The sequence below is a fragment of the Herbaspirillum sp. Her2 genome (genome assembly GCF_057961375.1).
On the sequence record NZ_CM176331.1, the window covers coordinates 2,057,776 to 2,071,485 of the forward strand.

Sequence of the window (13,710 nt, forward strand, 5' to 3'; positions counted from 1 at the left end):
GGGCCCCTGGCGTTGCGATCAATCTTGACGTACAGAAATCCGCTTATTGTATGCCGATTTGGCATTGTTTCAGCGACATCATGACTATTCCAAACGGAAAAAACTCACGAATATTCACAAACCCGCATTCACGCGATTCAGTTTTCGCCGGATTCGAGCACGTACTCCGCGGTGTCATCCACACCCAGCACCTCGATCAGGTAGGGCATGACCTCCTTCAACTGGGCTTCCAGCGTCCAGGGCGGATTGAGGATGAACATGCCGCTGTTGTGCAGACCAAAACCATCGGGCGCCGGGCCATGGATGGCCAGCGTGACGTTGAGCCAGCTCTTGGCCCCCAAGCGCTTTAGGCGTTCGGGCAACTGGCGCGATTCGTTGCGCTGCAGGACCGGATACCACACCGCATACGTGCCGGTCGGGAAACGCGTGAGCGCATCGGCCAGCACCTGGGCCACGTGGGTGTAATCGCGCTTGTCTTCATAGGGCGGATCGATCAGCACCAGGCCGCGGCGCGACGGCGGCGGCAGCAAGGCCTTGAGGCCCTGGAAACCATCGCCCCGGTACACCATCACCCGCTTGCCGCGTGCAGCCGGGCGTTGGCCCTGGGCGGCGGCGTGGGCCTCGAGCTTGCGGAAATTGTCTTCCAGCACCTTCACTTCGCTGGGGTGCATTTCGAACAGACGCAGGCGATCCTGCTCGCGCATGGTCTTTTCGGCGCAGTAGGGAGAGCCGGGGTAGTAACGCATCTTGCCGCTGGGATTGAGCGACCTGACCAGATCGACGTATTCCTTCACCATCGCCGGCAGGTCCTTGCGGTCCCACAGCTTGGCGATGCCGGTTTCATATTCGGCGTTCTTGCTGGCGTAATCTCCATCCAACGCATAGACGCCTGCGCCGGCATGGGTGTCGATGACCATGTAGGCAGGGTCTTTCTGCCCGAGATAGCGCATCAACTGGATGATCACCATGTGCTTCAGGACATCGGCGTGGTTGCCGGCGTGGAAAGCGTGGCGATAACTCAGCATGGAAAATTCACTTCTAGGATGGGGGTTGAAATCGGGTGACGCATCGGCTCGAACGAGTTCTGCGCCACGGCCACCGTTGAGGTGGAACGTTTCGCATTTTATCAAGGATAAGTGAGCAGTTGTCGGACAGCTCCGCCATTGTTACAAACAACGGCGCTGCCAGCGGCGGCGACAAGCGAGTCTCCCGCCTTCCCTGCCCTCAGTTTCCGGCGCGATCCAGGCGGAAATAGGCATCCAGCAGCGATGTCTTGAAGACCACCCCCAACAGGCGCGGGTCTTCCGCGCTGGCGATGACGGGCAGGCGCTCCCCCTGGTGATCGAGGAACAGCTGCAGCGCCTCGCCCAAAGACATGTCTGGCGTGACTTCATGCAGGAAGTGCGGCCGCAGGAAGTCCCGCGCGACCCGGCCTGCAGGTTCCTTCTTGTCCAGCAGCCAGGAGGTGATGTCCTGCAAGGCCACCACGCCCAGGTAGCGCTCATGGGCATCGACGATGTAGACGTACTTGACCGGGTATTTGAGGAACAGCGCGCTGACCTCTTCCAGGCTGGCTGTCTCGCTGAGCACCGTGTCGGCCGGGCGGATCAGGTCGCTCATGTGGGTGCCGCGCAGGCGCAGCCGCTCTTCGTTGTCGCGATGGCGTTTGAGGGTGATCTCGTACATGGAACGCCCGTCCGTGCTGCGCGCCACCACATAGGCCACCACGCAGGACAGCATCAGCGGCAGCACCACCTGATAGCTCAAGGTCATCTCGAAAATCATCAGGATCGCCATCAGCGGCGCATAGGACGCAGCCGCCAGGAAGGCCCCCATGCCCACCATGGCGTAGGCGAAGGGCTGCGACATGTGGAACGGCAGCAAGGCCTGCGCGGTATCGCCGAACAGGTAACCCACCGCCGCGCCGACGAACAGCGTTGGCGTGAAGATACCGCCCACCGCACCCGACCCGACGGTGATGGCGGTGGCCAGCACCTTGATGACCAGCACCATCAGCACCGCCTGCCACAGCCAGGTGGTATGCAGCAGCGAATTGACCAGGCTGTAGCCATTGCCCCAGACCTCGGGCACTTCGATGGAGATCAGCCCGACCAGCAGCCCGCCCACACCCAGGCGCACCGGCAGCGGCAACTTGAGCTTGCCGAAACCCTGCTTGCCCAGTTCCAGCACTCGCAGGAACTGCGGTGCCAGGATCCCGGCCAGCACCCCAAGCACCAGAAACAGCAGCACTTCCCAGCCGCCGATCTCGGGGAAATACGGCATCTCGTAGGCGGCGCGATAACCCGGCAGCTCGCGCATGGTGATGTTGGCCACCACCGAGGCCACCACCACCGGACCGAAGCTCTCCATCACCAGCGAACCGAGGACAATCTCGGTAATGAAGAAAGCGCCCGCAATCGGCGCGTTATAGGCCGAGGTAATGCCGGCTGCGGCCCCGCAGGCCACCAGCAGCCGCAGGCGAGATGAAGGAAAATGCGAAAACTTGCCCACCAGCGAGGCGCACAGTGCCGAGAGCTGCACCATCGGCCCCTCGCGGCCAATGGAACCGCCCGAGGCAATCGAGGCCAGCGAAGAGATGCTGCGCAAGAGTGTATTGCGCACCGGAATGGCACCATCACCGATGGCTACCGCTTCCATGTAATCGCCGCCATTGCCGGCCGGGGTGCGCTTGGCCCATACCAGGAACAGGCCGGCAATCACGCCGCCGCAGGTCGGCAGCAGCACCCGCACCGGCCAGGACAGCCCCTTGGCGATATCGACGAAGCTGCCATCATGCCCGGTCAGCCAGATCTGCAGCAGCGCGATGCATTCACGGAAAGCGATCGTGGCCAGCGCCCCGACGAAGCCGGCCAGCGCGCCCCACAGCAGCATCGAATGATTTTCGGAAACGCGGCAGGCATTGAGGACGCGCAGCCGGTACTTGATCCACAGCTCATGCATGGTCGTCTTCGCCCTCCGGCTGGACGGCGCTCATCAAGCCCTGCAGATGCCTGAGATCGGCGGCGATACTGGCCGCCGCCTTTTTCTGCATGCGGCGATAGCGCGCCAGCACTTCCTGCCCCAGCTCAGTGACGGCCGCACCGCCCCCGCGTGCGCCGCCCGTGGCGGTCGCCACCAGCGGGCTGGCGAAGCAGCGGTTCATCTCCTCCACCAGCAGCCAGGCGCGGCGATAGGACATCTCCATCTCGCGCGCCGCACCGGAAATCGATCCGGTCCGTGCAATCGCCTGCAGCAGGTCGGCCTTCCCCGGGCCGAAGGCGATGGTCTCGCCTTGCATCACGCGCACTCGTAGGGTCTTGGAATCAGTCATGCGCGTGATTGTACTAGTGGGCAGTCCGCTGCGGCCAGGCGACTGCACGCAATTGACGTTCGTTATATCCTTGCGTATATTTCGCCGACCTGCTGCGCTTGCGCTTTTTTGCCTTTTTCTTCATTTATCTCGACCAAGGACTGCACGATGCTAAAGATCGCCCGCCTGAAAGCCGCTCTGGGTGCGGCTTGTGCCGCTACGCTGCTCTTGGCCACGACCAGCGCGCAGGCCACCGACCTGGTGGTGTCGGCCGCAGCCAGCCTCACCAATGCCTTCAAGGAACTGGCCCAAAGCTTCGAACAGCAGCATCCGGGTGTGAAGGTCATTACCAACTTCGGCGCCTCTGACATCCTCATGCAACAGATCGTGCGCGGTGCCCCCGCCGATGTCTTCGCCTCGGCTGACCAGACCGCCATGGATAAAGCCGCCGCCGAAAAAGCCGTCGATTCCTCTACCCGCAAGAATTTTGCCGCCAACCAGATCGTGGTGATCGTGCCGCATGACGCCAGATTGCAACCGGCGACGCTGGCGGACCTCACCGGCGCAGGCTACCAGCGCATCGCGCTGGGCAATCCTGCCTCCGTCCCGTTCGGCCGCTACACCAAGGCCGCACTGGAGCAGGCCGGACTGTGGACGCAAGTGCAGGCCAAGGGCGTGATGGCCGAGAACGTGCGCACCAGCCTGGATTACGTGGCACGCGGCGAAGTCGATGCCGGCTTCGTCTTTGCCACCGATGCGGCGGTCATGCCGGAGAAGGTCAAGGTTGCCCTGCGCATCCCCTCCACCACCCCGGCCACCTATCCCATCGCGGTGACTGCCGGTACCCGGCAGCCGGCACTGGCCGCGCAGTTTGTGGCGCACGTACTGTCGGCCAGCGGGCAGGCGGTGCTGGCGCGCTATGGCTTCCAGAAGCCCTGATCGCTTGACACGGCGCGCCTGATGCATCCGGTCTGGACTCCCCTGCTGCTCTCGCTCAAGGTCGCGGGACTGGCGACCTTGCTCAACCTGGTGCTGGGCGTGGCCGCCGCATGGGGACTCTCGCGCTGGCGCTCGCCGCTGCGCGATTTCATCGATTCGATCCTGACCCTGCCACTGGTACTGCCGCCGACCGTGCTGGGCTATTACCTGCTGGTGCTGTTCGGCCGGCGCGGCACCTTCGGGGCCTGGCTGGAGAGCCTGGGCATCGAGTTGGTCTTCACCTGGCAGGGGGCAGTGCTGGCGTCCACCGTGGTGGCCTTTCCGCTGGTGCTCAAGGCGGCGCGGGCGGCCTTCGAGAGCGTGGATCATCAACTGGAAGATGCCGCCCGCGTGTTGGGCGTCTCTGAAACCGGGGTATTCTTCCGGGTCAGCCTGCCCCTGGCCACGGGCGGGATCACGGCCGGGGTGCTGCTGGCCTTTGCACGCGCCCTTGGCGAATTCGGTGCCACCCTGATGGTGGCCGGCAACCTGCCGGGACGCACGCAAACCCTGTCGGTGGCCATCTACGAAGCCGTGCAAGCCGGGGACGACGGGGCGGCCACCGTCCTGGTCGTGGTGACCTCGATCACCTGCATCGTGCTGTTGATGGTGGCCGGGCGCCTGATGCCGGACCGCGTGCAGCTGCCGCTCCGGTAAGATTGCTTCACTTTCCCCTCCTGCCATCTGACACCTGAACGATCACGTGAGCGTCGACCTTCACCTTCAGAAAGAGCTGCGCGCTGCCGATCGCGTCTTTTCGCTCGACATCACCCTGGCCTCCGACAGCCAGCGCATCGTGCTCTACGGCCCTTCGGGTTCGGGCAAGAGCCTCACCCTCAAGGCCATCGCCGGTTTGATGCGCCCTGACAGCGGCCACATCCGCATCCAGGGCCGCACGCTCTTCGACAGTGCGCAAGGCATTGATGTGCGGGTGCAGGAGCGCAACGTCGCCTACCTGTTCCAGGATTACGCCCTCTTCCCGCATCTGACGGTGGCGCAGAACATCGCCTTCGGTCTGGCACGCGGCAGCATCAACCTGCGCCGCCCCGCCGAGCATCCGGCCGTGCGCCAGTGGCTGCAGGCCTTTGAACTGGAGGCCATCGCCCACAGCCGTCCGGCGCAGATTTCCGGCGGCCAGCGGCAGCGAGTGGCACTGGCGCGCGCGCTGGTGGCCGAACCCGACATGCTCTTGTTGGATGAACCCTTCTCCGCGCTCGACCTGTCCCTGCGCCAGCGCATGCGCAGCGAGCTGGCCGAGTTGCAAAGCCGTCTGCAGGTGCCGATGCTGCTCATCACCCATGACCCGGCCGATGTGGAAGCGCTGGGGCAGACCGTGTTCGAACTGCGCGACGGCCGCCTGCATCATCCCTGATCCTGGCCGCCTGATTTCCGGGAGACGGTCGAAAAAAAACCGCACTCTTGTGGAGTGCGGCATCAAGTTCGGGGATCTCCCCGCCGGCCCGCGCAAGGATGCGGGCCGGCGTTACATCACACACATTCACTCAAACTTCGGCATCGTCCTGGCTCAGGCGGCCTTCTTGGCCTTGTCGTCGAAGAATTGTTCATCTTCGGTCGAACCGTGCAGGGCCGTGGTCGACGACTGGCCTTGCTGGATGGCCTGGGTCACGGCGTCGAAGTAGCCGGTGCCGACTTCGCGCTGGTGCTTGACCGCCGTGAAGCCCTTGGAGGCGGCGGCGAATTCGGCTTCCTGCAGTTCCACGAAGGCCGACATCTGGTTGCGGGCATAGCCGTGCGCCAGGTTGAACATCGAGTAGTTCAGCGCATGGAAACCGGCCAGCGTGATGAACTGGAACTTGTAGCCCATGGCACCCAGTTCACGCTGGAACTTGGCGATGGTGGCGTCGTCCAGGTTCTTCTTCCAGTTGAAGGACGGCGAGCAGTTGTAGGCCAGCAGCTTGCCCGGGAACTTGGCGTGAATGGCTTCGGCGAAGGTCTTGGCAAAGGCCAGGTCGGGCTTGCCGGTTTCGCACCAGACCATGTCCGCATACTCCGCGTAGGCCAGGCCACGCGAGATCGCCTGGTCGATGCCCGGATGGGTCTTGAAGAAGCCTTCCACGGTGCGCTCACCCGACAGGAAGGGCTTGTCGTTGGCATCCACGTCGGAAGTCAGCAGGTCGGCGGCTTCGGCATCGGTACGGGCGATCACCAGGGTCTTGGTGCCCATGACGTCGGCAGCCAGGCGAGCGGCGTTGAGCTTTTCACAGGCTTCGCGGGTCGGCACCAGCACCTTGCCACCCATGTGGCCGCACTTCTTGACCGAGGCCAGCTGGTCTTCGAAGTGAACGCCGGCCGCACCGGCTTCGATCATCGACTTCATCAGTTCGAAGGCATTCAGGACGCCACCGAAACCGGCTTCGGCATCGGCCACGATGGGCGCGAAGAAGTCGATGTCGTCACGGCCTTCGGACCACTGGATCTGGTCGGCACGGGCGAAGGTGTTGTTGATGCGCTTGACCACCATCGGCACCGAGTTGGCCGGGTACAGCGACTGGTCGGGATACATTTCACCGGCCAGGTTGGCGTCGCCGGCAACTTGCCAGCCGGACAGGTAGATCGCCTTCAGGCCGGCCTTCACCTGCTGCATGGCCTGGTTGCCGGTCAGCGCGCCCAGGGCATTGACGAAGGGTTCGTTGTGGACCAGGTTCCAGAGCTTGTCAGCACCACGCTTGGCCAGGGTGTGCTCGATTTGCAGCGAGCCGCGCAGGCGGACCACGTCGGCGGCGCTGTAGTTGCGCTTGATGCCCTTCCAGCGGGGGTTCTCTGCCCAGTCGCGTTCCAGGGCCTGGATTTGCTGTTCACGTGTGCTCATGTGGATCTCCTTGTTGGTCAATATGAAGTGGCTTGAAACCGGATGAAATCGTTGATTCCATGACTTCATAGTAGGCCTGGCGGAGCGGAGCAACAATGTCTTATATAAGATATCTGTAAAATTTTTATACCAATATAATCATACACTTACGCGATCTATTTTGCGATACGAAACGAAAATCCGGAGAATGAAAAGGATTTTTGATGCAGCGCACTCGTACTTTTCACCATACGAAATGACGATTTCGTATCGTAAAAAAAGCACGAAGATGAAACCTCTTGCACGCTCATCGTTCATATCACCGCGATCGTTGATGACGTTTTTGACCGATCCAGGCCGCACTGGCGTCCGAAGATCCGTTTTTTCCTTCATCTATCGACTCGTCAAACTGTCTTCCACGACCCAAGGCGCTCGGGTTGTCTAATTGCAAAAGAAGGCAGAGAATAAGCGCCTAACTCATTCCAAAGCGGTGATGCAACGCCGCCCTGTCTACATGCATTACGCCCTGGACATTCGCACCTTCCTCTTCAGTCATTATTTCTATACAGGTGTGCGGATCGCGATCGGGGTAGTCGGCCTGACCCTGCTGGTGTTCAACGTCGCCGACATGCCGACCACGATGACGGTCTTCCTGGGGGCCCTCTGTACCAGCCTGATGGACCTGCCCAGCCCGCTGCGCCACAAGTTCAACGAGATGCTGGCCGGGGTGCTGCTCTGTACGGTGGTGATGCTGGTCATCAGCCTCTGTGCGCCGGTGCCGTGGCTGGTGAGCGCGATGATGGTAGTGGTGAGCTTCTTCGCCAGCATGATGGTGGTCTACGGCAAGAAGACCATGCCGCTGCAGTTCGCTGCGCTCATGGTGATGACGCTGTCGATGGAGAACCAGGTCCCCATTGCCGACGCCTTCCTGCATGCGGGCCTGTTCCTGGGCGGCGGGCTGGGCTATCTGGCTTATTCGATGACGGTATCGTGGTTCCTGCGCCGCCGCATCAAGCAGCAGGTGCTGGCCGAGGCGCTGTTCGAGCTGGCACGCTACCTGCGCATCAAGGCCGACTTCTATGACGTCAAGCATGACCTGGCCAGCCAGTTCAACCAGCTGGTGCGCCAGCAGATCGTGGTGGCCGATAAGCAGCAGGCCTCGCGCGACCTGATCCTGCGCGACCTGCATACCAAGCAGGATGGCCTGCTGGTGCAGGTACACCTGTCGATGCTGGAACTGTATGAACAGGTGCTCTCCACCCACGCCGACTATGCCCTCCTGCGCCAGCACTTCGGCGAGTCCGACGTGATGATCTTCCTGCGCGACCTGGCAACCAAGGCGGCGCAGGACATCGAATCGATCGCCTATGCGATTACCCGCAAGAAGGCCTCCGAACCCAGTGTGAACTACAAGGCCGAGCTGCGCGCGGTGCAGTTCGAGATGCAGGAACTGGCCCAGCCCGGTCCGCGCCAGGCCTCGCAGGAAGCGCTCACGCTGCTGCGCGTGACCTACAACAAGATCCGCGACATCATCGAATTCATCGGCCAGGTCCACCAGGCCACGCAGAACCCGGTCGATCCGCTGCCCATTCTGCCGGGTTCGGACATGACGCCCTTCCTGACCCAGCAGAAATTCAAGTTCAACATGCTGCTGGTGAACCTGCGCTGGCAGTCGCCGATCTTCCGCTTCGCCATCCGGGTGGCGCTGGCCGTGACCACCGGCCTGTGGATTGCCGGGCTGCTGCCCTACATGGCGCACGGCTACTGGATCGTGCTGACCATCGTCATCATCCTCAAGCCCAATTTCAGCGCCACCAAGCAGCGCATGGCGGACCGCCTGATCGGCACCGTGATCGGCTGCCTGATCACCATGCTGATCCTGCGCTTCGTACACAATCCGCTGGGCCAGTTGGCGGTGCTGTTCGCCGCCAGCGTGGCGGCCCCCGCCTTCACCTACATCAAGTACCGCTACACGGCCATTGCGGCCTCGGTGCAGATCCTGATGCTGCTCAACCTGCTGGTACCGGCCGGTCACCAGGGCGTGATCGGCGAGCGGCTCATCGATACGCTCATCGGCGTGGTCATCGCCACCGTCTTCAGCTACGTGCTGCCAGCCTGGGAGTACCGCGACCTGCCCAAACTGCTGCGCAACGTGCTCAAGTCCAGCCAGCGCTATCTGACGGCCAGCCGCGATCTGCTGGAGGGCAAGGTCAAGGATGATTTCTTCTACCGGGTTTGCCGCAAGGGCTTCATGGACAGCCTGGCCGCGCTCATCTCGGCGCTGGTACGGATGATGGATGAACCGGCCACCAAGCAGCGCGCAGTGCGTGAACTGAACCGCTTCATCGTGCAGAACTACTTGGTGGCGGCCCACATTGCTGCCCTGCGCCTGATGCTGCGGCGGCATCAGGAAAACATGCCCCAAAGCGCGGTGGCCAGGCTGATCGAGGAGACCTATCTGGAAGCCAGCCAGCACCTGGCCGAAGCCCAGCGCCTGCTGGCCCCCAAGCCAAGAAAGCGTGGCGGTGCCGTGGTGGTGTCACCCGACGCAGCCGAGGACAAGGCCCTGTCCGGCAAGATCGAACTGATCGGCCCGGTCACGCCGGAGCCGGTACCGGCCGAGGCCAGCGCCTGGTCGGGCTGGGACAACCTGCGCCGCCGGACCAGCCTGCTGAATCAGGATTTGAAGGAAATTGTCAGCCAGACCGAGGCCATCGACCGGGTACTGCGCAAAACCCCCGACTGAGCGGCTTTGCGGGCTCAAACAAAAGCCCGCACGCGTGAACTGACCCCATAAAGTTGGACGGTCATTAGCCGGTTAAGGCCCAGAGGACTGAGTTCTGTATTGCACGGGACTCAGTCCTTTTAATTTGGTCTTGATGCGGTGATGGTTATAGTAATGGATGTACTTGCGGATCTCGGTCTGCAACTGGTCAATACAAGAGAATCTGTGCAAGTAAAAGCACTCCGATTTGAGTGTGCCGAAGAAGCTTTCCATGGCCGCGTTGTCCAGGCAATTTCCCCTTCTCGACATACTCTGTGTGATGCCAGTTTCCGCCAAGGTACGCCGATAAGCATGCATCTGGTACTGCCACCCCTGATCGGAATGAAGCATCGGCCGGGTTACTCCCTTTAAGGTTGCTATGGCTTTCTTGAGCATGCTCTTGACCAGATGAAACTGCGGTGAACGGCTTGTCTGATACGCCACGATCTCGCCGTTGTACAGGTCCATGACGGGCGAGAGATAGAGCTTTTCCCCGCTGACGTTGAACTCCGTCACATCCGTTACCCATTTTTCCCCGAATCGCTCCGCCTTGAATTGCCGTTGGAGTACGTTCGCTACACTGACATGGCCAGGGCCGCGATACGAGCGGTATTTCTTCGGCCTCACTAGCGATTTCAAACCAAGTTGGAGCATCAGGCGCTGAACGGTTTTGTGGTTGATCACTTCGCCAGCTTTTCTTAATGTGGTCGTAATCCGCCGATAGCCGTATCGGCCTTTGTGGAGCTCATAAACCTTGCAGATGTGGGTCTTCACGGCAGCGTACTTATCGTCGGCTGCCTGCGCCCGGACTTGGTAATAGAAGGTGCTGCGTGCCAATCCTGTAATTCTCAACAGAATCGACAGCTTGTGATGTGGCCTCAATTCCTGCACTAGTCGCGCTACTTTTGCGCAGCTGCTTGCTTTGCTTGAATCAAGGCCTTCCGCTTTTTTAGGTAGTCCACCTCCGCGCGCAGATACTCGATTTCATCGAGTAAATCTTGCCGCGTACGTGCATCCTCGGCTTTGGTCTTGAGTGGATTAGGGGGAATTTTAGGCTTCAGCATCTTTGGGCGTCCTCTCGGCTTGGGTTTCAATCCATCCAAGCCATGCTCATGATACAGACGCTCCCACCGGCTGACCGTGCTTACTCCCCGAAGATTGAACATCGCCTCTACCTCCCGGTAGGACAAGCCTTCCTTCTTCATTCGTTTCAATACCGAAAGCTTGAATTCGGCGCTGTAATACTCGTGCTTCTTGTTCAGGCCATTGAGACCATGGTGCCGGTACCTCTGCACCCAGCGGTGTACAGTTGCATGATCAATTCCGAATTCTTTACCCGCCGCTCTGGCGCTTTTGCCGCCCTTCAAGCAGCGCCTGACCACTTCATATTTAAACTTCGTGTCGTACTTCGCCATGAAAAACACCCCAAAGGTTGGATCGGTGTCCAACTTTTGGGGTGCAGTTCACGCGGCGGGCTTGAAAGCTTGCAACAGAAGGTGAAGGAAAACGCTCAAAGCCGGGTACGCGACACCAGCACCCCATCCACATCGGCATAGATCCAGTCGCCCGGATACACCGCCACGCCGGCAATGCCGACCTTGATGTCGGCATCCCCTGCCCCCTTGCGGAAGCTGCGCTGCGGATGGGTAGCGAGCGCCCGGATGCCGACCTCGCAGGCATTGAGTTCAGCCGCATCGCGCACGCAGCCATTGACCAGGATGCCGGCCCAGCCATTGTCCTGCGCCAGCTGTGCCAGATTGCCGCCGACCAGGGCGCAACGCAGGCTACCGCCGCCATCGACCACCAGTACGTCGCCATTGCCCGGGGTTTCCAGGGCCTTGCGCACCAGCACGTTGTCCTCGAAGACCTTGAGCGTACGCGCCGGACCGGCGAAGACCTGCTTGCGGCCAAAAGAGGCAAAGATGGGCGGCAGCACGTGCAGCGTGCCGGCGCTCAGCTTGTCTTCGTTGGCGTCGCACAGGTCACAGGTGGCAAAGCTGGCAAGGGTCATGGGATTCTCCGGGCGTTCGATGGTGGGTCTGGGGACACCTGAACGCAAATCAAACTGACAAGATGCGATGCAGGCGCTTCTGGTCGAACATACGTGAATCGGCGACCCGCAGCAAGGTTTCGACATCCAGCCCGTCGTCCGGATAGAGCGACACGCCGACCGACGCATCGACCGTATAGTCCTGGCCATCCCGCCCTGCGATGGGCTTGTTGACGGCGTGCCGGATCTTGTCGGCGATGCTGCGGGCCACGTCCATCTCGGTCACGCCATGCAGGTAGACCACGAATTCGTCGCCGCCGAAGCGCGCCACCGAATCATCATGGCGCAGGCTGTGCTGCAGGCGCTCGGCGATGGCAATGAGGACCTTGTCGCCCTCGTCATGGCCGTATTCATCATTGACTGCCTTGAACCGGTCGAGATCGATGAAGAGCAAGGCAAAGTGCAGCGGCACGGCCTGCGAACTGTTGCGTCGGCGGAAATCGATCTGCGCGATCAGCGAATCGCGATTGAGGACATTGGTAAGCCGGTCGGTGCGCAGGTTGCGCTCCATCTCCACGAAGCTTTGCGCGAGCTGGCCGATTTCGTCATTGCGGTCGATGTTGAGGGCCGGGAACGGGCTGCCGTTGCCGATACTCTTGGCGGCCAGGGTCAGCTTGCGGATATCGCGCAGCACCCAGCGCAGCAGCAGGAAACCGATCACGAAGGTCAGGCAGACCGCCATCAGGCCCAGCGTCAGTGTCTGGTAGACGCCGCTGGTGACCGACCCCAGGAAGTCCGAGCGCGGTGCCGCGCTGATGGACAGCCAGGCCAGTCCGGCGGGATCACGATAGAGGCGAAAGGCCACCTCGATCTTGCTGCCTTCACTGCGCGATCCCAGCAGGATCAGCTTGTCCGGCTCGGGCGGATGCGTACCCAGGTAACGCTGCACTTCCTCGAAAGCCTGCCGCACCAGCGGCGACTTGCTCTGTCCGGCATTGAGCCTCAGCGGTTCGCCACCGTTCTCGCCGGCCTGGTAGATGGGTTCATCGAGGGAGGTGGCGACCATGTCCCCCTTCATCTCCGTGACGAAGGCCACGCCCTGGGCGCTCAGAGGCACCTGGCGCAGCAGATCGGTCAGCTGCTGCAATCCGATGCTGCTGTTGGCCACACCGAGCAGGCTGCCATCCTCGGCGAAGATCGGCTTGGACAGGTTGATGCCGACGATGGCCTTGTTGCGGTAGTCGACATAGACCGGTGACCAGGTCTCCCGGCCCTGCTGCACGGCCTGCAGGTACCAGGGCCGCTTGCGCGGTTCGTAGTCCTGTACGGCGGTCAGTTTCATCTCGGTCCCGGGACCGCGCAGGTAGTAGACGAAATTCTTCTGTCCCGGCTCGCGCACGCTGTACATGAAGACCTGCGGCTGCTCCTGCTTGATTCCCAGGAAACTGCCATCGGCACCGCCGAAATAGACGTAGCTGGGCTCATCGAAGAGCGAATTGGCCAGCCACAGCCGGTCTTCCAGCTCCTTGCGGCTTTTGGGGAAAGGCAGCGCAGCCGGTGCCTGCCCGGCCTCGGCCGGCGGTACCGGCGGCGGCGCGATGACGTTGAGGGTTTCGCGGGCCCCCATGGTCTGGCGCGTGATGGCCTGGCTGACGCGGCCCATCACTTCGGTCAGGGCATTGCGCGCCAGCACCTCGGTGGCATCGTCGCCCGCCCGGTACAGGAACCAGCCGATGGTCAGCATCAGGCAGACCATCAAGAAGATGAACGGCAAGATGAACAGCCGCTGCAAGGACGATTGCTTCAGAATCGCCCCCATACGCCCCTGCTGCTGACGTGACCCCAAATGACGGATATGA

General features: G+C 61.6%; 11 protein-coding genes. 4 read left to right on the top strand and 7 right to left on the bottom strand.

Going from position 1 to position 13,710, the window contains the following annotated elements:
• Nucleotides 1-137: 137 nt before the first annotated feature.
• From ACWHXP_RS09305 to ACWHXP_RS09315, 3 genes are all read right to left on the bottom strand, one after another.
• Nucleotides 138-1,025 carry a 23S rRNA (adenine(2030)-N(6))-methyltransferase RlmJ gene (locus ACWHXP_RS09305; protein ID WP_121039868.1) on the bottom strand — a complete coding sequence of 296 codons (888 nt, stop codon included), beginning with the start codon at nucleotides 1,023-1,025 and terminating at the stop codon, nucleotides 138-140.
• 199 nt (nucleotides 1,026-1,224) lie between these two features.
• Nucleotides 1,225-2,961, bottom strand: a complete 1,737-nt coding sequence (locus ACWHXP_RS09310) for a ClcB-like voltage-gated chloride channel protein (protein ID WP_134222238.1) — start codon at nucleotides 2,959-2,961, stop codon at nucleotides 1,225-1,227.
• Nucleotides 2,954-3,331, bottom strand: coding sequence for a winged helix-turn-helix domain-containing protein (locus tag ACWHXP_RS09315; protein WP_134135268.1), 378 nt, complete (start codon nucleotides 3,329-3,331; stop codon nucleotides 2,954-2,956). Before ACWHXP_RS09315 ends, ACWHXP_RS09310 begins: the two co-directional genes overlap by 8 nt.
• 147 nt (nucleotides 3,332-3,478) lie before the next feature.
• Between ACWHXP_RS09315 and modA the strand changes: the two genes are divergently transcribed.
• From modA to ACWHXP_RS09330, 3 genes are read left to right on the top strand one after another with little or no spacing between them, the layout of a single operon-like run.
• Complete coding sequence (modA, locus tag ACWHXP_RS09320; protein ID WP_204725402.1) at nucleotides 3,479-4,249, top strand: molybdate ABC transporter substrate-binding protein; 771 nt, start codon at nucleotides 3,479-3,481, stop codon at nucleotides 4,247-4,249.
• A 21-nt stretch (nucleotides 4,250-4,270) separates the two neighbouring features.
• Nucleotides 4,271-4,945, top strand: coding sequence for a molybdate ABC transporter permease subunit (modB, locus tag ACWHXP_RS09325; protein ID WP_489633959.1), 675 nt, complete (start codon nucleotides 4,271-4,273; stop codon nucleotides 4,943-4,945).
• Nucleotides 4,946-4,991: 46 nt separating this feature from the next.
• On the top strand, nucleotides 4,992-5,660 hold the full coding sequence (locus tag ACWHXP_RS09330; protein ID WP_489633958.1) for a sulfate/molybdate ABC transporter ATP-binding protein: 669 nt from the start codon (nucleotides 4,992-4,994) through the stop codon (nucleotides 5,658-5,660).
• 153 nt (nucleotides 5,661-5,813) lie between these two features.
• Here ACWHXP_RS09330 and aceA read toward each other — a convergent pair whose 3' ends face one another.
• On the bottom strand, nucleotides 5,814-7,118 hold the full coding sequence (aceA, locus tag ACWHXP_RS09335; protein ID WP_034333643.1) for an isocitrate lyase: 1,305 nt from the start codon (nucleotides 7,116-7,118) through the stop codon (nucleotides 5,814-5,816).
• A gap of 493 nt (nucleotides 7,119-7,611) precedes the next feature.
• Between aceA and ACWHXP_RS09340 the strand changes: the two genes are divergently transcribed.
• Complete coding sequence (locus ACWHXP_RS09340; protein WP_343725060.1) at nucleotides 7,612-9,843, top strand: FUSC family membrane protein; 2,232 nt, start codon at nucleotides 7,612-7,614, stop codon at nucleotides 9,841-9,843.
• A gap of 72 nt (nucleotides 9,844-9,915) precedes the next feature.
• Here ACWHXP_RS09340 and ACWHXP_RS09345 read toward each other — a convergent pair.
• From ACWHXP_RS09345 to ACWHXP_RS09355, 3 genes are all read right to left on the bottom strand, one after another.
• Nucleotides 9,916-11,276 (bottom strand): IS3 family transposase gene (locus tag ACWHXP_RS09345; RefSeq protein ID WP_489637770.1). Its coding sequence is split into 2 segments (ribosomal slippage): nucleotides 9,916-10,793 and nucleotides 10,793-11,276, totalling 1,362 coding nucleotides; the frame shifts between segments, so codons are not numbered across the junction.
• Between the two features lie 95 nt (nucleotides 11,277-11,371).
• Nucleotides 11,372-11,872 carry a ribonuclease E activity regulator RraA gene (gene rraA, locus ACWHXP_RS09350; RefSeq protein WP_489625375.1) on the bottom strand — a complete coding sequence of 167 codons (501 nt, stop codon included), beginning with the start codon at nucleotides 11,870-11,872 and terminating at the stop codon, nucleotides 11,372-11,374.
• 49 nt (nucleotides 11,873-11,921) lie between these two features.
• Nucleotides 11,922-13,670, bottom strand: a complete 1,749-nt coding sequence (locus ACWHXP_RS09355) for a diguanylate cyclase (protein WP_489633957.1) — start codon at nucleotides 13,668-13,670, stop codon at nucleotides 11,922-11,924.
• Between the last annotated feature and the right edge of the window lie 40 nt (nucleotides 13,671-13,710).

Bases quoted from the DNA above. Each gene is read 5' to 3' on its own strand.
- ACWHXP_RS09355 (WP_489633957.1), bottom strand. From the start codon at position 13,670: ATGGGGGCGATTCTGAAGCAATCGTCCTTGCAGCGGCTGTTCATCTTG.
- modB (WP_489633959.1), top strand. From the start codon at position 4,271: ATGCATCCGGTCTGGACTCCCCTGCTGCTCTCGCTCAAGGTCGCGGGA.
- modA (WP_204725402.1), top strand. From the start codon at position 3,479: ATGCTAAAGATCGCCCGCCTGAAAGCCGCTCTGGGTGCGGCTTGTGCC.
- ACWHXP_RS09310 (WP_134222238.1), bottom strand. From the start codon at position 2,961: ATGCATGAGCTGTGGATCAAGTACCGGCTGCGCGTCCTCAATGCCTGC.
- ACWHXP_RS09340 (WP_343725060.1), top strand. From the start codon at position 7,612: ATGCATTACGCCCTGGACATTCGCACCTTCCTCTTCAGTCATTATTTC.
- ACWHXP_RS09305 (WP_121039868.1), bottom strand. From the start codon at position 1,025: ATGCTGAGTTATCGCCACGCTTTCCACGCCGGCAACCACGCCGATGTC.
- rraA (WP_489625375.1), bottom strand. From the start codon at position 11,872: ATGACCCTTGCCAGCTTTGCCACCTGTGACCTGTGCGACGCCAACGAA.
- ACWHXP_RS09315 (WP_134135268.1), bottom strand. From the start codon at position 3,331: ATGACTGATTCCAAGACCCTACGAGTGCGCGTGATGCAAGGCGAGACC.
- aceA (WP_034333643.1), bottom strand. From the start codon at position 7,118: ATGAGCACACGTGAACAGCAAATCCAGGCCCTGGAACGCGACTGGGCA.